The sequence below is a fragment of the Vibrio genomosp. F10 str. ZF-129 genome (assembly GCF_000287055.2).
Lineage (GTDB): Bacteria > Pseudomonadota > Gammaproteobacteria > Enterobacterales > Vibrionaceae > Vibrio.
Window position 1 is genome coordinate 1 of record NZ_AJYQ02000012.1, and the last position, 20900, is coordinate 20900.

Here is a 20900-nt window from a genome sequence, read left to right on the forward strand (position 1 = left end):
AGGTTCGAATCCTCCAGGACGCGCCACTATACAAAAGCCTCGCTAATTAGCGAGGCTTTTTTGTTAACATCTCGTTATCATTCTTGTAACTTTAAAATCACAACCTATTGTTTTTAAATGTAAATTTCATTTTCTTTATCTGCATCTCAGTATTCAATTCATTCTTCGATTAATGTCCTCTAAACGACTAGTTTAATCTTCTAAAAAGCCCATTTTTTTAGAGTTATGTTATATGATCGGTAAAATATTAACCAAATTTGTGCTTTATCATTAAGAGTTGATTAAACAAAATTGACAATCTTTTACCAATCGAGATAATCCTAGACCACTTGTCGAGATTAATTATGGAATTATTCGACAAACAATTGTCAGGATGACATAGAAAGGAAGCAACATGACAAACATTGGAAGCCTGCTAGGAGACGCTGCAACCCTTATGCTAACAGGGATGGCTGTCGTCTTTATTTTCCTAACTATTCTAGTATATCTCGTTCGTTTGATGTCTAAACTGGTGCCAACAGAAGTGCCAGAATCATTCGCTACGCCCAATCAAAATAATACAGTTCAATCAAATCCTTCTGCGATTAGTCCTAAGGTTGTTGCGGCAATCTCAGCGGCAGTACATCAATATCGGACTTCTACAGCAAAATAGGTTTTTTTAAAGGATTAAAAGGAGTTAATGAGCATGTCTAAACCACTAGCAATTACGGATGTGGTCCTTCGTGACGCCCATCAGTCACTATTCGCTACGCGTATGCGTATTGAAGATATGCTGCCTATTGCGGCAGAGTTGGATAAAGTCGGATACTGGTCCCTAGAAACTTGGGGTGGTGCAACGTTCGATTCTTGTATTCGTTTCTTAGGTGAAGACCCTTGGGAACGCTTACGAGAGTTAAAGAAAGCGATGCCAAATACCCCTATGCAAATGTTATTGCGTGGGCAAAACCTTCTGGGCTACCGCCATTACGGTGATGATGTCGTTGCGAAGTTTGTTGAGCGTGCTCATACCAACGGCATGGACGTGTTCCGTATCTTTGATGCAATGAACGATGTGCGTAACTTCCAAGCCGCCGTTAAAGCAACGGTTGATGTAGGTGCGCATGCACAAGGTACCATGTCTTACACGACTAGCCCTGTGCACAACACGGATACTTGGGTTGATTTGGCGAAGCGCTTAGAAGACCTAGGTTGTCACTCTCTGTGTATTAAAGACATGGCTGGCCTGCTGAAACCTTATGAAGCGGAAGAACTTGTATCACGTATCAAAGCGTCTTGTGATGTGCCGTTGGCGTTGCATTGTCATGCAACAACGGGTCTTTCAACCGCGACAGCTATTAAGGCGGTTGAAGCGGGTGTCGACATTTTAGATACTGCGATTTCTTCGATGAGCTGTACTTACGGGCATACCCCAACCGAAACGGTAGTGGCTATGCTTGAAGGCACTGATCGCGATACAAACTTAAAACTCGATCAAATTGAACCTATTGCTGCTTATTTCCGTGAAGTCCGTAAAAAATACGCGAAGTGGGAAGGGCAACTTAAAGGTGTGGATTCTCGCATTCTAATTGCTCAAGTGCCTGGCGGCATGCTCACCAACATGGAAGGTCAGCTAAAAGAACAAGGCGCAGCGGATCGCCTGGACGAAGTGCTTGAAGAGATTCCTCGCGTACGTAAAGAGCTAGGGTATATCCCTCTTGTCACACCAACCTCGCAAATTGTTGGTACGCAGGCCGTCATTAACGTATTGACTGGAGAGCGCTATAAGAGCATTACCAAAGAGACGGCAGGTATACTCAAAGGTGAGTATGGTGCAGCGCCTGCTGAAGTGGATAAAGCTTTGCAAGCCAGAGTTCTCGACGGTGCAGATCCGATCACCTGTCGCCCTGCTGATTTACTCGATAATGAACTGGAATCACTGACTACTGAGCTTTTAGAGAAATCGAAATCTGAAGGTATCTCTCTCGCTGAAGACACGGTGGACGATGTTTTAACTTACGCTCTATTCCCTCAAGTGGGTTTGAAGTTCCTTAAAAACCGTCGTAACCCAGAAGCCTTTGAACCTGCTCCAACTTTAGAGTCGGCACAACCTAAAGCTGTCGCTAGCGCGCCTCAAGGTGGCATAGAGACATACAGCGTAAAAGTTGACGGTCAAGTCTATGACGTCGAAGTGGGCCCTCAAGGTGAGTTGACTTCTGTTGTTGCTTCTAACGTGGCGGCTCCAGTAGCAGCACAGGCAAGTGCTCCTTCTGGTAATGCTGAAGCCGTTCCTGCGCCTCTGGCGGGTAATATTTTTAAAGTCAACGTTCAAGCGGGTGCTCAAGTGGCTGAAGGGGATGTGTTATTGATCCTAGAAGCGATGAAGATGGAAACAGAAGTACGAGCTGCACGTGGTGGTATCGTCCAAGATCTTCATGTTAAAGAAGGTGATTCTGTCGTTGTAGGCTCACCATTATTAAGCTTGGCGTAAGGGAGTACCATGGAAGGATTGATGACCTTATGGTCTGAAACAGGGATTGCAAATTTCGAGTTCGGTCAACTGTGCATGATGCTCATTGGTTGCTTGTTGTTATTTTTAGCCATTCGTAAAGGTTTTGAACCTCTATTGCTGTTGCCTATCGGATTTGGTGCTGTACTGGCTAACATACCTAACGCTGGGTTTACCGATCCGGGCGGGTTGCTTTACTACGTTTACTACGTTGGTATCGAAACAGGGATTTTCCCACTACTCATTTTCATGGGAGTAGGCGCAATGACCGATTTTGGTGCTCTGATTGCGAACCCTAAAACGCTTTGGTTAGGTGCAGCCGCTCAGTTTGGTATTTTCGCTACCCTATTTGGTGCCATTTTACTGAACTATATTCCTGGTATGGAATTTACGATGGCCGATGCTTCGTCTATTGCGATTATTGGTGGAGCGGATGGCCCAACTGCGATTTTCTTAGCAAGTAAACTGTCACCAGACTTACTGGGCGCTATTGCGGTCGCTGCGTATAGTTATATGGCGCTGGTTCCAATCATTCAGCCACCAATAATGAAAGCGCTGACAACGCCAGAAGAGCGTAAGATTAAAATGGCACAGTTACGTCATGTGGGTAAAGCCGAGAAAGTGCTATTCCCACTCGCGGTACTGTTAATGACGATCTTGTTCCTTCCATCGGCAACACCGCTGGTCGGCATGTTCTGTTTGGGTAACCTAATGAGAGAAGCGGGTGTGGTTGACCGCTTATCTAAGACCGCTCAAAACGAACTGATTAACATTGTGACCATTTTCTTGGGGCTAGGTGTCGGTTCTAAATTGCAAGCTGAAGAGTTCTTGAACCTTGAAACATTAGGGATTCTTGGACTTGGCGCGGTGGCATTTAGTATTGGTACGGCAGGCGGCGTTTTAATGGCGAAAGTGCTGAATAAATACTCTAAAGAAGACATTAACCCGCTTATTGGCGCAGCTGGTGTTTCGGCTGTTCCTATGGCTGCGCGAGTCGTGAATAAAGTTGGCTTGGAAGCAAACCCGCAAAACTTTTTGTTAATGCACGCCATGGGTCCTAACGTTGCTGGTGTTCTTGGCTCTGCGGTTGCGGCAGGTATTCTACTGGCATTGGTTGGCTAGTTCAGTGGATGAGCTAGATTAGCAGACTAAGAAGTCATCACTGAGTCAATTGATGGTGAAATTGCGAGCTAATAGTTCACTTAATTGAAAGAAATGTTATATATTCAAAGGGATGCTTCGGCATCCTTTTCTTTTTTCAATAGGGGATAGTACAGATGGAAAACAAGCAAATCGCAATTACCCGTTTTGGTGGAGCAGAGGTTCTCGCTACCATTACGTCTCAAGTGCCTGAGCCTCAGCCTGGAGAGGTGGTGATTAAAGTTGCCTTTGCTGGCGTAAACCCTATTGATGTTAAAACACGCGCTGGGCTGGGTTGGGCTGCCGCGGAAAATAAAGATAATCTCCCTTGGGTGCCAGGTTACGATATTGCAGGTAAAGTCACCGCATTAGGAGAAGGTGCATCTCGATTTAAAGAAGGGGCAACGGTTGCTGGGTTTATTGGTTTCCCACTTAGAGGGGGAGGCTATAGCCAGTATATCAGTGTTCCAGAAAGCGAACTAAGCCTAGTGCCCGATGCGGTAACTTTTGAAGCCGCAGCCGTGCTTCCTTTGGCGGGGCAAACGGCAGCTCAAGCATTGAATAAAGCCGAAGTTGCTGAAGGAGACAGAGTCCTCATTCTTGCTGGTGCTGGCGGGGTTGGACACATAGCGGTGCAAATTGCTGTAGCCGCAAAAGCCGAAGTGTTTACCACATGCAGTGAAGCTAATCTTGACTATTTGGCGACACTGGGCGCCCATGCCATCAACTATGAATTTGCTCCCGTGTCAGAGAGAGTGGAAGAAGTCGATGTGTTGATTGACCTCGTCGGTGGTGATGCAGCGCTTGATGCTTTGAAGTGCTTAAAAGACGGTGCCAGAGTGGTGACTGTTCCAACATTGAGTGCGGAACTGATTTGTGAGAAAGCTCAGCTATTAGGCTTCAAAGCAACAGGAATGCTTGTGGATCCAAACCCTGAACAACTCGATACCATGCTCTATATGGTCAGTGTTGGGCTCTTGAAAACAGAGGTTCAACAAATTTTCCCTTATACCCAAGCGCAAGATGCCCATTTGCAGGTTGAAACCGGGCGCACGCGGGGCAAGGTGCTACTTGATATGCAGTGTTAGACATCTTTACCAGTGTCTTTGAAAGCTTTGCTCTGTGGTTTTCTGATTCGGCCTTATGGGTGCTTTTTATCAGTGGTTTTCTTAGTGCCACACTATTACCCGGAGGCTCTGAAGCGGGTTTAATTGCTACGTTAAGCCTTAATCAATATTCCACTCTAGTGATCATTTTGGTTGCCACTGTAGGTAATACTCTTGGAGGGATGACGAACTATTGGCTAGGTTTATGGCTACCCAATCGAACTCAACAAGAAAAACATGGTCATAAAGCCATTCGCTGGTTGAATCGTTATGGCTACTGGACGTTATTATTTAGTTGGTTGCCCATTATTGGCGACCCTTTGTGCTTGGCTGCGGGGTGGTTAAGAATGCGATTCTTGCCCTGCTTTGCACTCATTTTGATCGGAAAAGCGCTTCGTTATAGCCTATTATCCGCCATTTATTTTGGTTTTTTTTAAGGAAATGTCATGAGAAACATTTGGTTAGGGGCGCTTTCACTCCTTACTATTACAGCCTGTTCGAGCTATACAATTCCTTCCGTTCCTTTTTTCTCGTCATTGCCAGAAGGCGTTACTCTCATTGAAGAAGTCGAACCGACATCGGGCAAGGTGATGATTCCGTATTCTAAGTATCAATTGGAGAACGGGTTAACGGTTATTTTATCCCCAGATGATTCTGATCCGCTTGTACACGTAGATGTGACCTACCACGTTGGCTCAGCCCGTGAAGATGTTGGTAAGTCGGGTTTTGCGCATTTCTTTGAGCATATGATGTTCCAAGGTTCCGAAAATGTCGGTGATCAGGAGCACTTTAGGATCATTACTGAGGCAGGGGGAACGTTAAACGGTACAACAAATCGAGATAGAACGAATTATTTTCAAACCGTTCCGTCCAATCAACTTGAGAAAGTTCTTTGGTTAGAGTCGGATCGAATGGGCTTTTTACTGGATGCAGTTTCCCAAAGAAAGTTTGAAATTCAACGTGATACAGTAAAAAATGAAAGAGCACAGAGTTACGATAATCGCCCATATGGCCTGATGTGGGAGAGAATGGGAGAAGCCATTTATCCCGAAGGACACCCATATTCGTGGCAACCTATCGGGTATGTCGAAGACCTTGATCGTGTGGATGTCAATGATCTCAAAGACTTCTTTTTGCGTTGGTATGGCCCGAATAATGCGGTGATCACCATCGGTGGTGATATTGATCAAGATGAGACTCTGGAGTGGATCGTTCAGTATTTTGGCTCAATTCCCAAAGGACCAGAGGTCAAAAAAGCGGAAAAACAACCGGCCATATTGACGGAAGATCGATACTTGACCCTTGAGGATCGTATTCAGCAACCTATGGTCGTTATAGGGTGGCCTACCGAGTACCGAGGCCATGCTCAGCAAGCTTCACTCGATTCTTTAGCTAATGTGCTCGGCGGTGGCGCAAATAGCCTGCTATATCAACGCTTAGTTAAAACTCAAAAAGCGGTTGATGCTGGCTCATTTCAAGATTGTGCTGAGTTGGCGTGTACGTTCTACGTGTATGCAATGGGTACATCGGGCGACAATGGTGATTTAACCCCTCTCTATGAGGAATTACTGGCGACTCTTGATGAATTTGCTAAGACAGGTGTTGAACAAGCAAGGTTAGATCAGATTACAGGAATGGCTGAAGCGAATGCGGTGTTCGCACTCGAAAGTGTGCGCGGGAAAGTCACTCAGCTTGCCTCGAACCAAACCTTCTATGGCCAGCCAGATCGCATTGAAACTCGATTACAGCAAATTAATGCGGTGTCTCCTGAATCCATAATGGCGTCCTTTAAAGACTACATCGAAGGCAAGCCGAAGGTGACTTTGAGTGTTATCCCGAAAGGCAAAATGGACTTAACTGTCAGAGAGGCCGATTTTACACCGGCACAACGTACGCTTCCAGGTTACCAAAAAATCTCAGACAATGAACTAGAGCTGCGCAAAGCAGAAGATAACTTTGATCGCTCAGTCATGCCTTTAGTCGCGGGTGGAGTGAAAGCCCAAATGCCGAGTTTGTATGAGCTCTATTTTGACAATGGGTCTGAGCTGCTAGGCACCGTGACCAGTGAAACACCGACTGTGCAGATCGAAATTTATTTGCCTGCGGGTGAAAGGCATGTTGCCAAAGGAAAGGAAGGGTTGGCTAATCTAACGGCTTCCTTACTGGGAGAAGGTACGCAATACCGGACTCTTGAGGTACTTCAGGCTGAACTGGATAAACTGGGGAGCGATATCAGCGTTAGTGCCGGCACTTATTCGACCACTCTGAGTATTTCAACGTTAACGAAAAACCTCACACCCACACTCAAGATCGTGGAAGAAGTGTTGCTTTCCCCTAAGTTTGCTCAAGAGGACTTTGATCGAATCAAACAGCAGATGATGGAAGGGATCGTTTATCGTCATCAGACACCTAATTGGCTGGCATCACAAGCGACACGACAAGTGGTCTTTGGACGATCCATTTTTTCTCGCTCTAGCGATGGAACTGAAGCGTCTGTATCGAGTATAACGCTGGCGGATGTGACTGAGTTTTATCAAAAACACTACACTCCGAATGGCGCTCAGATTGTGGTAGTGGGTGATGTTACGAAGAAAGAGATCAAACGAGAGTTAGCATTTTTATCAAACTGGCAAGGGGAAGCCTCTCCACTTCTTCGACCTCAGGTCGTTACCCCTCTAACTGAACAGAAGCTTTATTTAGTTGATAAACCACATGCTCCTCAAAGTCTTGTCAGACTGGTAAGAAAGGGCATGTCATTTGATGCTACCGGCGAAGCTTATTTGGCTCAATTGGCCAACTTTAATTTAGCTGGAAACTTTAACAGCCGTATCAATCAAAACTTACGTGAAGATAAAGGGTATACCTACGGTGCGAGTGGTTATTTAGCCTCCAACAGAGAAGTCGGTGTCATCGTGTTCAGTGCTCAAGTCAGAGCCAATACCACCTTGGCTTCCATTCAAGAGATGCAAAAAGAGTTAGCGCTCTATAGCGACAAAGGTATGACGGCAAATGAGCTGGAGTTTCTTCGTTTAGCGGTGGGCCAACAAGACGCACTTAAATATGAAACGCCTTCCCAAAAAGCGGCGCTATTGAGAAACATATTAACGTACAGTCTTGATGAAGATTATCTTGAGCAGAGAAATCAAATCGTAGATACGGTGAATAAAGCAACGCTGAACACATTGGCAGCGAAATGGTTTGACCCAAGCGATTATCAAATAATTGTTGTCGGTGATGCGAAAAGCCTGAAATCGGAGTTAGAAAAATTGGATATTCCGATAGAAGAGCTTGAAATCATCCGTTAGAGTACACATTAATAAGGGGCGGATATCTCCGCTCTAATTCTAATCACTTATTTAGCGCCAGAGTCGTAATGGGTTTACCCTTTGGTGTGTTAAATATGAACATAAGCGACCCTTATTTTGACTGATTTTGCTGCTAGGCTAGAATTAATAGCTAAAAAACCGGAAGTGTTTAAGCAATATGGACGTGGTGTAGAGCGTGAGACGTTACGCTATCGCCTTGATGGCCACCTTGCGACAACGCCACACCCCGAAGGATTAGGATCAGCGTATTCAAATAAATGGGTTACAACCGATTTTTCTGAATCGTTACTCGAGTTCATTACTCCGGTCTCAAATGACGTCTCTACGTTATTGTATCAACTGGAAGACATTCATCATTTTGCTCAAACTAAACTTGGTGATGAAAAAGTGTGGCCTCTTTCAATGCCATGCTACGTCAGCTCTGAAGACGACATAAACTTAGCGTACTATGGAACGTCAAACTCAGGAAAAATGAAAACCTTATACCGAGAAGGTTTGAAGCATCGATATGGTAGCCTGATGCAAATTATTTCGGGTGTACACTTCAACTTTTCATTCCCTGAATCGTATTGGGATGCTCTGTTTGGTGAGCAACCACAGCAAGAACGTGAAGCCAGTAAATCAGATGCTTATTTTGGTTTAATCCGTAATTACTACCGATTTGGTTGGCTAATACCATATTTCTTTGGTGCTTCTCCAGCGTTATGCTCATCTTTCTTAAAAGGTCGAGAAACGAAGCTGCCTTTTGAAAATATTAACCAAACACTGTATTTGCCCCACGCAACCGCATTGAGACTCAGTGATCTAGGTTATACCAACAGCGCGCAAAGCATACTTAGAATTGGCTTTAATAGCTTAGACCAGTATTTAGAAGGGCTGAATAAAGCGATACGCACCCCTTCAGACGAGTTTGCTGACATTGGTGTAAAAGTGGATGGTAAGTACCAACAGTTAAACAGCAATGTTCTACAGATTGAAAATGAGCTTTATGCTCCTATTCGTCCGAAACGAGTGGCCAAAAGTGATGAAAAACCGTCTGAAGCGTTAGCACGAGCAGGGGTTGAATACATTGAAGTCCGATCATTAGATGTAAACCCGTTCAGTTCTGTTGGTATTACTGAAGAGCAAGTGCGCTTTTTAGACCTCTTCCTGACTTGGGCAACGTTAACCGATTCTGAGCCAATGGATAACTGTGAGCTGGAATGTTGGAGAGATAACTGGAACAAAGTCATTCTAGAAGGGCGTAAAACCGGTCTCGAATTACAGATAGGTTGCCGTGGAGAACGTTTACAGCTGCAAGAATGGGCTAAGCGCGTATTTGATGATCTCATTTTGATTGCCGAGTCTATGGATAGCGCTCAAGGCGGTCGTGCATATCAAGATGTTTGTGAAAAGTTGATTAAGTGGATTGATAACCCTGAGCTAACGATTTCAGGCCAATTACTTGAACAGACAAAACAGCAGGGTGGGCTTGGTCAGCTTGGGTGTAGTCTTGGCATGAAATATCGAGAGCAGTACCAGCAGCATCAATATAAAGTATACTCACAAGAGTTAATGGAGCAGGAAGTCATTCGCTCTGTACAAGCTCAACGCGATCAAGAGAGCCTAGATACAGAGAGCTTTGATGAGTATTTAGAGAATTACTTCTCATATTTAAAATAGTGTAATGCTCTCACCTCGCTCAACGCTGGTAAGCAAAACATAAAGAACAAATAAGTGATACGAACGAAAAACCGTTTGTACACCATAATGACAGAGGAAAAAGTAATGCCGTTATTAGATAGTTTTACCGTCGACCACACTCGCATGAATGCACCTGCAGTGCGTGTTGCAAAAACAATGCAGACGCCTAAAGGCGACACGATTACGGTGTTTGATCTACGTTTTACTGCACCCAATAAAGATATTCTTTCAGAAGAAGGCATCCACACATTAGAGCACCTTTACGCGGGCTTCATGCGTAATCACTTGAATGGTGATTCTGTCGAGATTATTGACATCTCTCCAATGGGTTGTCGTACGGGCTTTTACATGAGCCTGATAGGTACACCGAGTGAAGATGCGGTTGCTACGGCTTGGCTAGCGGCAATGGAAGATGTATTGAAGGTCACTGATCAAAACAAGATCCCTGAGCTTAATGAGTACCAATGTGGTACCGCGGCAATGCATTCACTATCTCAAGCCCAAGATATTGCAAAAAACATCATTGCAGCAGGCATCTTAGTCAATAAAAATGATGAGCTAGCGTTGCCAGAAGCGATGCTAAAAGAGCTGAAAGTAGACTAATACCAACATTCTTACGTAAAAAAAAGCCTTGAGGTTGTCTCAAGGCTTTTTATTTTCTATCGCAATGTTGAAAGCTATTTGCGGTTAAAAGCTATTTGCGTAATTTGGGAAACACTCGAACCAATTTAATTCGGTTCTCTTCCAGCTCGATGATTTCCATCGGGTGCCCTGATATCTGAATACTAATGTGGCTTTCAGGGATATCCTCTAAGTGCTCAAGAAGCAAACCGTTTAGTGTTCTAGGCCCATCGGTTGGAAGTTTCCATTGCAGCCCTTTATTTATATCACGTATGTTGGTACTGCCTTCAATGAAGAAGCTACCATCGACTTGAGGCGTGATTTCATCAGATAAACTTGGTGCGATTGAGGTAGTAAACTCCCCCACAATTTCTTCTAAAATATCTTCAAGTGTCACAAGTCCGTTAATATCACCGTATTCGTCAACGATAAGGCCGATCCGCTGTTTGTTTCTCTGAAATTTAAGCAGTTGGACGTTAAGTGGCGTGCTTTCTGGAATGAAATAGACTTCATCAGCGGCTCGTAACAATGTCTCTTTATTAAATTCATTCTTCTCAAGCATTAAACGGTACGCTTCACGAAGTCTCAACATCCCGACGACTTCGTCGATTTGATCTCGGTAGAGTACCGCTCTTCCGTGGGGAGAGTGAGTCAGCTGACGCACGATGGATTTCCAGTCATCGTTGATATCGATGCCTGTGATCTCGTTCCTTGGAATCATAATGTCGTTTACGGTTACGTGCTCTAAATCCAGGATAGAGACCAACATATCTTGGTGTCGCTGTGGGATAAGGTTACCCGCTTCATTGACGACCGTACGTAATTCATCTGAACTGAGGTGTTCTTCTTTATTATGATCAGCTCTTACCCCTAATAATCGGATGAATCCATTGGTAATAAAGTTAACTAAAATGACCAGAGGGGAAAGAACTTTCATTAAAATTGAGAGGAAGATACTGCTAGTAAATGCGACTCGCTCAGGGTAGAGACTTGCGATGGTTTTCGGGGTCACTTCAGCAAACACTAAGACGAATAAAGTCAGTAAGCCCGTTGCAATAGCGACACCAGCATCACCATATAAGCGCATTCCTATGATTGTGGCGATGGCTGAAGCCAGAATGTTGACTAAGTTATTGCCAATCAGGATAAGACCAATGAGTCTATCGGGTCGGTTTAACAGTTTTTCAACCCGCTTTGCGCCTTTGTGTCCGGTACCTGCTAAGTGCTTTAGCCGATAGCGGTTAAGGGACATCATTCCCGTTTCTGTGCCTGAAAAGTATCCTGAGATAAGCAGTAAACAGCCAAGTAACGTGAACAAAAAAACAGTGGAGATGTCGTCCAAACTAAATTTTCCCTTTTTGTGCCTAGATTAATTTATGACCGAAGATACGTAGAATGTCAATTAAGCAAAAAACATGTCATTCGGTTTAAAAGTAGTGAGAAGAGTAACTTACTCTAGTTAAGTAAGAATGATTTCTTTGACGAAACGGCTTCCAAAGTAGGCTAGCGTCAATAGCGTTGCGCCAGCGACGGCAAACCAAGTGACTTTTCGTCCTCGCCAGCCTTTTTGGTAATGTCCCCACAGCAGTGTCGAATATATCACCCAAGCGATAAAAGACAGAACCGCTTTGTGCGCTTTGCCTTGAATAAACATATCTTGAACAAAGATGGACCCAGTAACGAGTGTGCCGGTTAATAGTAATGTTCCAATTAAGATAATCTTAAATAATTGGCGCTCTACCATCATTAAAGGCGGTAAATTAGGGTTAATAGCAAAAGCGTTTTTCGTTTTGAGTTTATGATCAAGCCAGGCTAGTTGAAGCGCGTACAAGGCTCCAATGGACAGTGTGGCGTAGGCAAACAACGCTAATGAAATGTGGAAGAGTAACTTTGGATCATTTTCTAGATGCGTAATAAAGGCGCTGGATAAGAACGTCGCCGCCATTAAGTTTAAGGCTGAAAAGCTATAGACGACAGGCAGTAAAAACCACAGTCTTGTTTTGAGCATAGCGACGCTCATCGCGAGAGAGATAATAAAGCTAATTAATGAGGCAACGTTAAGAATACTGAGGTTTTGGCCGCCGCCATCAAGAATAAGATCACTTAATAACAAGCCGTGAAAGGCCAGTGCGCCTGCTGCGCTTATAAAAACAGTTTTGGAACGAATGCCAGTTTGTTGCACCAATCCAGGAACAATCGTTGCGATCGAAAGTGCATATAAAATTGCAGAGGTAACCGCGATTAAGTTATCCATCAATACCACAAGTTTTGTCGTTGAATTAAGGAATTATAACCTGCATCAAGCGCGTGGGCTATCGTATAGTGAGATCGAATTGTAATAGATGAGATATCAAAACCAAAGAAGGGTATGACAACGGGTATGACTCCATCCATGGCTAATGTATACTCGTGATAATTTGTCGCCTGATAGCGAAGAGTAGAGAGATGTTTGAGAATTTAACCGATCGATTATCCAAAACGCTGAAAAATATCAGCGGTAAAGGTCGCCTGACCGAAGATAATATTAAAGAGACGCTACGCGAAGTTCGTATGGCGCTATTGGAAGCTGACGTAGCGCTTCCTGTTGTTCGTGACTTTGTAAAGCGCGTTAAAGAAGGGGCGGTAGGTGTAGAGGTATCTAAATCTCTCACTCCTGGTCAAGAGTTCATCAAGATCGTTCAAGCAGAACTTGAAGCCGTGATGGGGGAGTCTAATGAAGCCCTTGATCTTGCCGCTCAGCCTCCTGCTGTTATTTTGATGGCCGGTTTACAAGGTGCAGGTAAAACAACCAGTGTTGGTAAGCTGTCGAAGCTACTGAGCGAACGAGATAAAAAGAAAGTTTTGGTCGTATCAGCCGATGTTTATCGCCCAGCGGCGATCAAGCAACTAGAAACGCTAGCGGGTGATGTGGGCGTGGATTTTTTCCCATCCTCAGCAGATCAAAAGCCTATCGATATCGCGAATGCTGCTATTGATCATGCCAAGAAAAAGTTCTACGACGTGCTTCTTGTCGATACCGCAGGTCGCTTAGCGATTGATGAAGAGATGATGGCTGAGATTAAAGATCTCCATACGGCCATTAATCCAGTCGAAACCTTATTTGTTGTCGATGCGATGACGGGTCAAGATGCAGCCAATACGGCTAAAGCGTTTGGTGACATGTTACCGCTGACCGGGGTTATTTTAACCAAGGTTGATGGTGATGCCCGTGGTGGTGCAGCGCTGTCTGTTCGTCATATTACTGGCAAGCCGATTAAATTCTTAGGTGTTGGCGAAAAAACGGATGCACTAGAACCTTTCCACCCGGATCGTGTTGCTTCACGTATTCTAGGAATGGGAGACGTATTATCTCTCATTGAAGATCTGCAGCGTAATGTTGATACCGATAAAGCGGAAAAGCTAGCTAAGAAGTTTAAAGAGAAGAAAGGCTTTGATTTAGAAGATTTCCGTGAACAGCTAGGCCAGATGCAAAATATGGGCGGTATGATGGGAATGATGGATAAGTTACCAGGAATGAGTAACTTACCCGACAACGTTAAAGATAAAGTTGACGATAAAATGTTTAAGCAAATGGAAGCGATCATTTGTTCAATGACGATGAAAGAGCGCAAACGCCCAGAACTTATCAAAGGTTCACGTAAAAAACGCATCGCAGCCGGCTCTGGTACTCAAGTGCAAGACGTAAACCGCTTATTGAAGCAATTTACTCAAATGCAGAAAATGATGAAGAAAATGCAAAAAGGCGGCATGAAAGGCATGATGCGCAATATGCAAGGCATGATGGGCGGTGGTGGAATGGGCGGCATGGGTGGAATGGGCGGAGGCGGTGGCTTCAATCCATTTGGTCGTTAGTCTCTTTTTCACCAAACAAAACTTTAAGCCAACTTTATTATCAAGCTGTTATCTAAATCACAAATTCTGTTGACTATTTGTGGTGGCGAAAAAGTAGCTAAATGTCTTGCAAAGCCTCGGAATAAGAGTAAAATTCCGAGGCTTTATTTTGGCACGAGACCCCAAACTGTCACTTTTGTGTACGGTTATTGGGGTTAATTTTATTTTTGAGAAAGCAAAGAGGACGACATGGTAACCATTCGTTTGGCACGTCACGGCGCAAAAAAACGCCCATTCTATCAAATCGTAGTAGCGGACAGCCGCAATGCAGCAACTGGCCGTTTCATCGAGAAAGTAGGTTTCTTTAACCCTACTGCTACTGGTCAAGAAGAAGGCCTACGTCTAGATCTAGATCGCGTTAACCACTGGGTTGGTCAAGGCGCATCTGTATCTGACCGCGTAGCTAAGCTAGTAAAAGACGCTAAAAAAGCGGCTTAATTCTATAATTTTTATTATTAGAAAATTAGCTTATGTCGATGAAAGGAAAAGAAACAATGAGTGAGCAAAACGAAAAAATTGTTATGGGCAAGTTTGGTGCTACCTATGGCATTCGCGGCTGGCTTAAAGTTTTTTCCTACACAGACAATGCTGAGAGTATTTTTGATTACAGTCCTTGGTTTATTAAACAAAAGGGCGAGTGGGTAGAATACAAAGTAGAAAGCTGGAAGCGTCATAGTAAAGCTATGGTAGCAAAACTAGCTGGTTTGGAAGTTCGCGAAGAAGCGCACTTACTGACTAATTTCGAAATTGCTATTGACCCGGCATCGTTACCAGAATTGTCAGAAGAAGAATTCTACTGGCGTGAATTGTTTGGAATGCAAGTTGTCACCACGAAAGGTTACGATTTGGGTAAAGTGACTGATGTCATGGAAACCGGTTCAAATGATGTTCTTGTAGTGAAGGCAAATCTAAAAGATGCTTTCGGACAAAAGGAACGATTAATCCCGTTTCTTGAAGAGCAAGTGATCAAATCAGTTGATCGCAAAGCTCAACGGATCGAAGTTGACTGGGATCCTGGATTCTAACTCTAAGTAACTGAGCGAATAGAACCAAGTTTATATTGGTGAAAACATGTGGATTGGCATTATAAGCCTGTTTCCTGAAATGTTCCGCAGCGTTACGGATTTTGGAGTAACAGGTCAAGCGGTTAAAAAAGGTCTTTTGTCGGTAGAGACATGGAATCCTCGTGATTTCACTCACGACAAACATCGCACTGTAGATGATAGACCTTACGGTGGTGGCCCAGGAATGCTTATGATGGTTCAGCCTTTGCGCGATGCCATTCATAACGCTAAGAAAGCCTCACCGGGAAAGACGAAAGTTATTTACCTCTCACCTCAAGGTCGAAAACTCGATCAAAAAGGGGTTGAAGAATTGGCAACCAATGAGAACCTCGTTCTTATTTGTGGCCGATACGAAGGGGTAGATGAGCGTATTATACAATCTGAAGTTGACGAAGAATGGTCAATTGGTGATTTTGTAATGACGGGTGGTGAAATTCCAGCCATGACGTTGATTGACTCAGTATCGCGGTTTATACCGGGTGTATTGGGTGATTTCGCGTCAGCAGAAGAGGATTCTTTTGCTAATGGCCTGTTAGATTGCCCTCACTATACGCGCCCTGAAGTGTTAGACGATAAATCAGTGCCTTCGGTATTGATGTCGGGTAACCACAAGGACATTCGTCGCTGGCGATTACAACAATCGCTAGGCCGTACTTGGCTTAGAAGACCAGAGCTCTTGGAAAACCTAGCTCTGACTGACGAACAGGAACAATTACTGGCCGAATTTATTAAGGCGTATCGCTCTAGTAAAAAGTAAGCAGTAACCTATTTTATTAAGTATCAGTTTATTCTAGGAATTTAAAAAATGAGTAACATCATCAAGGCTCTTGAAGAAGAGCAACTGAAATCAGACCTACCTAAATTTGCTCCAGGTGACACTGTAGTAGTTCAAGTTAAGGTAAAAGAAGGCGACCGTGAGCGTCTACAGGCTTTCGAAGGCGTTGTAATCGCTATTCGTAACCGTGGTCTACACTCTGCATTTACTGTTCGTAAAATCTCGAACGGTGAAGGTGTTGAGCGTTCATTCCAAACACATTCTCCAATGGTTGATAGCATCGAAGTTAAACGCCGTGGTGCAGTACGTCGTGCCAAGTTGTACTACCTACGTGAGCGTTCTGGTAAGTCAGCTCGTATCCGCGAGAAACTTACTAAGAAGTAATGCTATAACTAGCGTTCTCATAAGAAAAGCGGAGTCCTCATGGGCTCCGTTTTTTTATATTTCCAGTTTGTGTTGGCGACTTTTCTTTCCGCTTTCGTCGTCAGTGCTCATTTATGCTTATAAACACCACACTACCTTCTCAGCAGAAAGAATAATCCCTTCGCTCAAATGTAAAATATCCTCTAGTGAGGGTATTCGAACGTACAAAAAAGGTTGATACAGATAGTACCAACCTTCAAAATTTGTTAGCCGTTAGCCGTTAGCCGTTAGCCGTTAGCCGTTCGTTTTAATATGGATCTTCCGACCATCCATCGCTGTCTGACATGTCTGGCGCGCCTGCAATCGCATTTTCTTCATCGGCCCATTCGCCAAAATCAATCATCTGACACTGTTTACTGCAAAATGGACGAAATGGGCTCTGATCTCCCCATTCAACGTCCGTACTGCATTTTGGACATTTTACTACCGTGATTTTTTTAGACATGGGTCAGTCTCATATAAAAGTGTTTGCTATTATTGTTATGTGGTTATTGATACTTGGTTATTGTCGAGCGTTGATCGTGTAATTGCAACCTGATTTTAGGTCGATGATTCTAGACTCAAAAATGATTGAGAGAACGCGAGCTTCCGCTGATCTTAATTACTAGATAACTCGATGGCTAGCTACAGACGGCAAGGGAGAATTGAATATCCTGAGTGCAAGCCTGACCTGATTTAAAATCGATAAACTTAATCGCAAATCTATTTTTATGGCCCGATATCATTGGGTAAACCCCATACTGTAATGGGATTTCAAGCCTTAGAATGTTGGCATCTTCAGCATCACTTTGAAAGAACCCATTCGTCGCCAGTTGAGATTTAGCATAGCCCGTTTCTCTTGCCAACTTGAGCCAGAGAGTTAAGGCATCAGAGAGAGGAGCCAGCGTCTTGAGCCAAGCATGAGTATCACTTTCTTTATGGGTGGCAGGCAAATGGAGCCAATGGTGCAATGCAGGCAAATCAAAGCAACATGATCCTCCTGGCAGATTGAAACGTTGACGAATGGTACTAATGAATCGGTCTTCTTTTAAGGATTGACCAAACCGTTCCGCGGTCATTAAGCTGCCATGAACCTCGTCAACTTCATTGAGTACATCACGCAGCATAGCTTGGTCGACGCCTTCAACATTGAGCCAACTTTTATAAGCCAGTCGCTGCTTTTCTATGTCTTTTGCTAGCTCACTTTTTAACTGAATTTGCTCGAAGATTTCCAACAAGTCGAAAAGAGAACGAAAGAAAAGTAAATGCTGAAGATCGTCTGAAAACTGAGAGGACACTTTGAGTTGGTTGAGCAGGGCTTCTACTCTCAAATAAATACGCGTTTTCTCATTGAGAGGATGTTCAAATCTATGGGTGGTCATTACTATCGCCTTCGTGTGTCTCTTTGTTATTCTCACGATTTTGAGTGCTAATAGCTAGATACTTTTGATGTAATTCTGTGATTTGAAGCATAATTTTTTTGTTTTCTGCATCATTTTTAATCACATCGTCGGCAAAGCTCAGTCGTTTCTCTCGACTTGATTGTGCGGATAGGATCGATTGGGCTTGTTCTCTAGAAACACCATCGCGCTTCATCGTGCGTTCAATTTGAGTGTGTTCTTCAGCGTCAATAACAAGGATTCGATCCGTCATATATTGAAGGCTATTCTCTACCAGTAATGGCACTACCAACAGCACATAAGGAGAGTTGGCTGCATTGACGGCTTTCTCCATTTTTTTGCGAATCAACGGGTGAAGTTGATCATCGAGCCACTGTTTTTCATTGGGTTGAGAGAAGATTTTGGTGCGCAGTTGAGAACGGTTTAGCTCGCCGTTGCTATTTACGATGTCGGGTCCAAAATGAGCGATAATGGCATGTAGGCCCTCACTACCAGGTCGAACGACTTCTCGCGCAATGATATCAGCATCTACAATATCAACATCGAAATGCTGATGAAACAGATCCGCCACCGTGGTCTTTCCACTGGCGATGCCACCTGTTATCCCGACTACATAGGCCATTTTACCTTCCCCACAACTGAATTTCTCTATGACCGAACTTTTCTATAAGTCAGTTAAATACCGACAAAAAAGATCATACTGAAAAAGAACCACGCGCTTACATACAACATTCTGAAAATAGCTATATGCCTAAAAATGAACGAAAGTACCACGCCATAATCTGTTCACCCCACATTAAACTCACCCACCCAGCAATGGCGAGATAAGGGCCAAACGGAAAGGCTTTGTCTATTCCCTTTTGTTGAAGTCTTAACTGAATAACGCCAAACACGAGTCCGACTAATGAAGAGAGTAGAATAATCATGGGTAAGTATTGCCAACCAAGCCAGGCACCAAGGGCAGCGAGGAGCTTAAAGTCGCCATACCCCATGCCTTCCTTGCCTGTAAGTAGTTTGAAACCCCAATAAACCAACCATAAACATAGATATCCAGCAATGGCCCCAATCACGGCATCTTGCAAAGGCACAGAACTTATTTGAAATAGTGCGAGTGTAATACCAGACCAAACCAAAGGAAGTGTCAGTTGATCCGGTAGCAGCATCGTATCTAAGTCGATAAAAGTGGCAGCAATCAAAACAAAAGTGAACAGGATAAGTGCAATCGTAAAGTAGCTAGGGCCAAAAACAGCTGCAACAGCGCCACTCATTAAGGCGGCCAACAGTTCGACCAGCGGGTACCGAGCAGAAATCGCATTATTGCACTTATGACATTTCCCTTTGAGAGCGAGCCAGCTGAGAACTGGGATATTATCGATGAGGCGTAATTGGGTCTGGCACTTTGGGCAGGTTGAGCGAGGAATACTAAGAGAATAATGCCCTTCTGGCGGTGTAATCTTGTATTCAGGGAAGGAGTCGGCACACTCCTGGCGCCACTCGCGCTCCATGATGATTGGCAACCGATGGATCACTACATTTAAAAAGCTACCAATAATCAGGCCAAAAACGACAGAAAAAGTGGTAAATAACCAAGGGTATAGCTCAAGCACTTGCATAGTTTTACTCAGTCGTGGAACGATGAAGATTGTCGGTACAGACAATAAAATTTAACGATCAGTGATGCAATGCTATCTATGTAAAGTGGATGAACGCTGATCGTATCTCAGGCTTCATAATACTAAAGCTTAATACTACCCTAATACACTCATTAAGTTAAAAATTGGTAAATACATTGCAACGACAAGCCCGCCAATCACTGTCCCCAAGAATACGATGATTAATGGCTCGAGAATGTTACCTAGGTTATCCACCGTGTTGTCGACTTCAAATTCATAGATGGTCGCCACTTTGTTGAGCATGTCGTCTAGGCAGCCGGACTCTTCTCCGATCATCACCATTTGTAAAACCATTTCAGGAAAAACACAGGTGTTTCGCATGGCAATGTACATCGGCATGCCAGCGGCGGTGTCTTTGTACACGGCTTCGATAGCGGTTTGGTAGTGGATATTTCCAGATGTTTTAGCGGTGGTTTTCAAGCTGGTTAAAATTGGAATGCCGGCACTAAAACTGGTTGCCAGTGTGCGACTGAATTTAGCAATAGCCGCTTTAGAAAACACGCCGCCAATAATAGGGACTTTAAGCCCGAGTCGGCTGGTCGACAAGCGCACTCGAAACGATTTTTTTCGTAGGGTTTTTACCAGTAGCACTAAGACAATAGAAATTAAAACCAGGGTTAAGCCATACGCTTGGACCCAGTGGGAAAGCAATAGTACTTGTTGGGTAAACCAAGGAAGATCAGCGCCAAATCCTTGGAACATGCTCTCAAACTCTGGAATAACGACCGTGAGCATCAGGTAAGAGACACTTAAAGCCACCAGTACAACCATAGTCGGGTAGATCAACGCTTTAATGACTTTGGCTCTGAGCTGCTCACTTTTTTCTCGGTACGTCGCGAGCCTTTCAAAAACCTCGGATAAATTCCCTGATTGCTCACCTGTTGCGACCAAATCTACGTACAATGAATCAAAATGAGTACTGGCTGTGCGAAGTGCTTTCGAAATCGGAGTGCCAGCCTCAACACCTTTGCTCACTTGAGACAATATCGACTTCATTTCTGCTTTTCGATTGTTGTCGGCCACCAGTTTGAGCGCTTGTATGATAGGAACGCCTGTCCCTAACATGGTTGCAAGTTGACGGGTCAAGACCGTAATATCTCTGGCTTTGACTCGGTGGGATATTCGTGTAAAAGCAGAGATACTGCCTTTCTTAATTTTTTTTATTTGAATGTGCTGATCTTTGAGCTTATCTCGCACTTCCAATTCCGACAGAGCCAACATGTGCCCCGACACGCGCTTTCCGGACGTATTCAGGCCTTTCCAACGATAGTTTTTCAATTGCATTTGTTTGATTTTTATCATCGATGGCCTCTTTCTGTACATAGCTTAAACGG

At 44.0% G+C, this 20900-nt stretch carries 20 protein-coding genes; 13 read left to right on the plus strand and 7 right to left on the minus strand.

The genetic code is table 11. The features are described from left to right. Positions 1-394: 394 nt before the first annotated feature. The 8 genes from A1QO_RS01930 (at position 395) to luxS (ending at position 10343) form a co-directional block, all read left to right on the plus strand. Positions 395-652, plus strand: coding sequence for an oxaloacetate decarboxylase subunit gamma (locus A1QO_RS01930; protein ID WP_017036635.1), 258 nt, complete (start codon positions 395-397; stop codon positions 650-652). Between the two features lie 33 nt (positions 653-685). After that, positions 686-2467, plus strand: a complete 1782-nt coding sequence (gene oadA, locus A1QO_RS01935) for a sodium-extruding oxaloacetate decarboxylase subunit alpha (protein WP_017036636.1) — start codon at positions 686-688, stop codon at positions 2465-2467. A 9-nt stretch (positions 2468-2476) separates the two neighbouring features. After that, positions 2477-3607, plus strand: coding sequence for a sodium ion-translocating decarboxylase subunit beta (locus A1QO_RS01940; protein WP_017036637.1), 1131 nt, complete (start codon positions 2477-2479; stop codon positions 3605-3607). A gap of 155 nt (positions 3608-3762) precedes the next feature. Next, positions 3763-4713 carry an NADP-dependent oxidoreductase gene (locus A1QO_RS01945; protein WP_017036638.1) on the plus strand — a complete coding sequence of 317 codons (951 nt, stop codon included), beginning with the start codon at positions 3763-3765 and terminating at the stop codon, positions 4711-4713. Further along, the gene (locus tag A1QO_RS01950) at positions 4707-5168 is read left to right on the plus strand and encodes a YqaA family protein (RefSeq protein WP_017036639.1); all 462 of its coding nucleotides are present in this window, start codon (positions 4707-4709) and stop codon (positions 5166-5168) included. Before A1QO_RS01945 ends, A1QO_RS01950 begins: the two co-directional genes overlap by 7 nt. Before the next feature lie 9 nt (positions 5169-5177). Continuing rightward, positions 5178-8036 (plus strand): M16 family metallopeptidase, encoded by a 2859-nt coding sequence (locus A1QO_RS01955; protein ID WP_017039656.1) that lies wholly within the window; start codon positions 5178-5180, stop codon positions 8034-8036. Positions 8037-8153: 117 nt separating this feature from the next. Continuing rightward, on the plus strand, positions 8154-9719 hold the full coding sequence (gshA, locus tag A1QO_RS01960; protein ID WP_017039657.1) for a glutamate--cysteine ligase: 1566 nt from the start codon (positions 8154-8156) through the stop codon (positions 9717-9719). Between the two features lie 105 nt (positions 9720-9824). Continuing rightward, positions 9825-10343, plus strand: coding sequence for an S-ribosylhomocysteine lyase (gene luxS, locus A1QO_RS01965; RefSeq protein ID WP_017036642.1), 519 nt, complete (start codon positions 9825-9827; stop codon positions 10341-10343). Positions 10344-10434: 91 nt separating this feature from the next. On the opposite strand, the gene A1QO_RS01970 is transcribed toward luxS, so the two are convergent. Both A1QO_RS01970 and A1QO_RS01975 read right to left on the minus strand, forming a co-directional pair. After that, the gene (locus A1QO_RS01970) at positions 10435-11703 is read right to left on the minus strand and encodes an HlyC/CorC family transporter (protein WP_026026501.1); all 1269 of its coding nucleotides are present in this window, start codon (positions 11701-11703) and stop codon (positions 10435-10437) included. Positions 11704-11820: 117 nt separating this feature from the next. Next, a complete protein-coding gene (locus A1QO_RS01975) occupies positions 11821-12615 on the minus strand; it encodes a cytochrome C assembly family protein (protein WP_017036644.1) in 795 nt (264 codons plus the stop codon). Between the two features lie 191 nt (positions 12616-12806). Between A1QO_RS01975 and ffh the strand changes: the two genes are divergently transcribed. From ffh to rplS, 5 genes are all read left to right on the plus strand, one after another. After that, positions 12807-14213 (plus strand): signal recognition particle protein, encoded by a 1407-nt coding sequence (gene ffh / locus A1QO_RS01980; RefSeq protein ID WP_017036645.1) that lies wholly within the window; start codon positions 12807-12809, stop codon positions 14211-14213. A 228-nt stretch (positions 14214-14441) separates the two neighbouring features. Next, on the plus strand, positions 14442-14690 hold the full coding sequence (gene rpsP / locus A1QO_RS01985) for a 30S ribosomal protein S16 (RefSeq protein ID WP_017036646.1): 249 nt from the start codon (positions 14442-14444) through the stop codon (positions 14688-14690). 32 nt (positions 14691-14722) lie between these two features. Then, a complete protein-coding gene (gene rimM / locus A1QO_RS01990; RefSeq protein ID WP_026026502.1) occupies positions 14723-15277 on the plus strand; it encodes a ribosome maturation factor RimM in 555 nt (184 codons plus the stop codon). A gap of 46 nt (positions 15278-15323) precedes the next feature. After that, positions 15324-16073 (plus strand): tRNA (guanosine(37)-N1)-methyltransferase TrmD, encoded by a 750-nt coding sequence (gene trmD / locus A1QO_RS01995; protein WP_017036648.1) that lies wholly within the window; start codon positions 15324-15326, stop codon positions 16071-16073. A gap of 48 nt (positions 16074-16121) precedes the next feature. After that, positions 16122-16475, plus strand: coding sequence for a 50S ribosomal protein L19 (rplS, locus tag A1QO_RS02000; protein WP_017036649.1), 354 nt, complete (start codon positions 16122-16124; stop codon positions 16473-16475). Positions 16476-16761: 286 nt separating this feature from the next. Here rplS and yacG read toward each other — a convergent pair whose 3' ends face one another. From yacG to A1QO_RS02025, 5 genes are all read right to left on the minus strand, one after another. After that, positions 16762-16959 carry a DNA gyrase inhibitor YacG gene (yacG, locus tag A1QO_RS02005; RefSeq protein ID WP_017036650.1) on the minus strand — a complete coding sequence of 66 codons (198 nt, stop codon included), beginning with the start codon at positions 16957-16959 and terminating at the stop codon, positions 16762-16764. Between the two features lie 175 nt (positions 16960-17134). Beyond that, positions 17135-17875: a cell division protein ZapD gene (zapD, locus tag A1QO_RS02010; RefSeq protein WP_017036651.1), complete on the minus strand. Its 741-nt coding sequence runs from the start codon at positions 17873-17875 to the stop codon at positions 17135-17137. After that, positions 17862-18515 carry a dephospho-CoA kinase gene (coaE, locus tag A1QO_RS02015; protein ID WP_017041590.1) on the minus strand — a complete coding sequence of 218 codons (654 nt, stop codon included), beginning with the start codon at positions 18513-18515 and terminating at the stop codon, positions 17862-17864. The genes zapD and coaE overlap by 14 nt, the downstream gene beginning before the upstream one ends. A 121-nt stretch (positions 18516-18636) precedes the next feature. Beyond that, a complete protein-coding gene (locus A1QO_RS02020) occupies positions 18637-19506 on the minus strand; it encodes a prepilin peptidase (RefSeq protein ID WP_017041591.1) in 870 nt (289 codons plus the stop codon). A 135-nt stretch (positions 19507-19641) separates the two neighbouring features. Further along, positions 19642-20868: a type II secretion system F family protein gene (locus A1QO_RS02025; RefSeq protein ID WP_017041592.1), complete on the minus strand. Its 1227-nt coding sequence runs from the start codon at positions 20866-20868 to the stop codon at positions 19642-19644. Between the last annotated feature and the right edge of the window lie 32 nt (positions 20869-20900).

Excerpts from the sequence above, each read along its gene's own strand:
- A1QO_RS01930 (WP_017036635.1), top strand. The coding sequence starts at position 395 with ATGACAAACATTGGAAGCCTGCTAGGAGACGCTGCAACCCTTATGCTA.
- oadA (WP_017036636.1), top strand. The coding sequence starts at position 686 with ATGTCTAAACCACTAGCAATTACGGATGTGGTCCTTCGTGACGCCCAT.
- A1QO_RS01940 (WP_017036637.1), top strand. The coding sequence starts at position 2,477 with ATGGAAGGATTGATGACCTTATGGTCTGAAACAGGGATTGCAAATTTC.
- A1QO_RS01945 (WP_017036638.1), top strand. The coding sequence starts at position 3,763 with ATGGAAAACAAGCAAATCGCAATTACCCGTTTTGGTGGAGCAGAGGTT.
- A1QO_RS01955 (WP_017039656.1), top strand. The coding sequence starts at position 5,178 with ATGAGAAACATTTGGTTAGGGGCGCTTTCACTCCTTACTATTACAGCC.
- luxS (WP_017036642.1), top strand. The coding sequence starts at position 9,825 with ATGCCGTTATTAGATAGTTTTACCGTCGACCACACTCGCATGAATGCA.
- A1QO_RS01975 (WP_017036644.1), bottom strand. The coding sequence starts at position 12,615 with ATGGATAACTTAATCGCGGTTACCTCTGCAATTTTATATGCACTTTCG.
- ffh (WP_017036645.1), top strand. The coding sequence starts at position 12,807 with ATGTTTGAGAATTTAACCGATCGATTATCCAAAACGCTGAAAAATATC.
- rpsP (WP_017036646.1), top strand. The coding sequence starts at position 14,442 with ATGGTAACCATTCGTTTGGCACGTCACGGCGCAAAAAAACGCCCATTC.
- rimM (WP_026026502.1), top strand. The coding sequence starts at position 14,723 with ATGTCGATGAAAGGAAAAGAAACAATGAGTGAGCAAAACGAAAAAATT.
- trmD (WP_017036648.1), top strand. The coding sequence starts at position 15,324 with ATGTGGATTGGCATTATAAGCCTGTTTCCTGAAATGTTCCGCAGCGTT.
- rplS (WP_017036649.1), top strand. The coding sequence starts at position 16,122 with ATGAGTAACATCATCAAGGCTCTTGAAGAAGAGCAACTGAAATCAGAC.
- yacG (WP_017036650.1), bottom strand. The coding sequence starts at position 16,959 with ATGTCTAAAAAAATCACGGTAGTAAAATGTCCAAAATGCAGTACGGAC.
- zapD (WP_017036651.1), bottom strand. The coding sequence starts at position 17,875 with ATGACCACCCATAGATTTGAACATCCTCTCAATGAGAAAACGCGTATT.
- coaE (WP_017041590.1), bottom strand. The coding sequence starts at position 18,515 with ATGGCCTATGTAGTCGGGATAACAGGTGGCATCGCCAGTGGAAAGACC.
- A1QO_RS02020 (WP_017041591.1), bottom strand. The coding sequence starts at position 19,506 with ATGCAAGTGCTTGAGCTATACCCTTGGTTATTTACCACTTTTTCTGTC.
- A1QO_RS02025 (WP_017041592.1), bottom strand. The coding sequence starts at position 20,868 with ATGATAAAAATCAAACAAATGCAATTGAAAAACTATCGTTGGAAAGGC.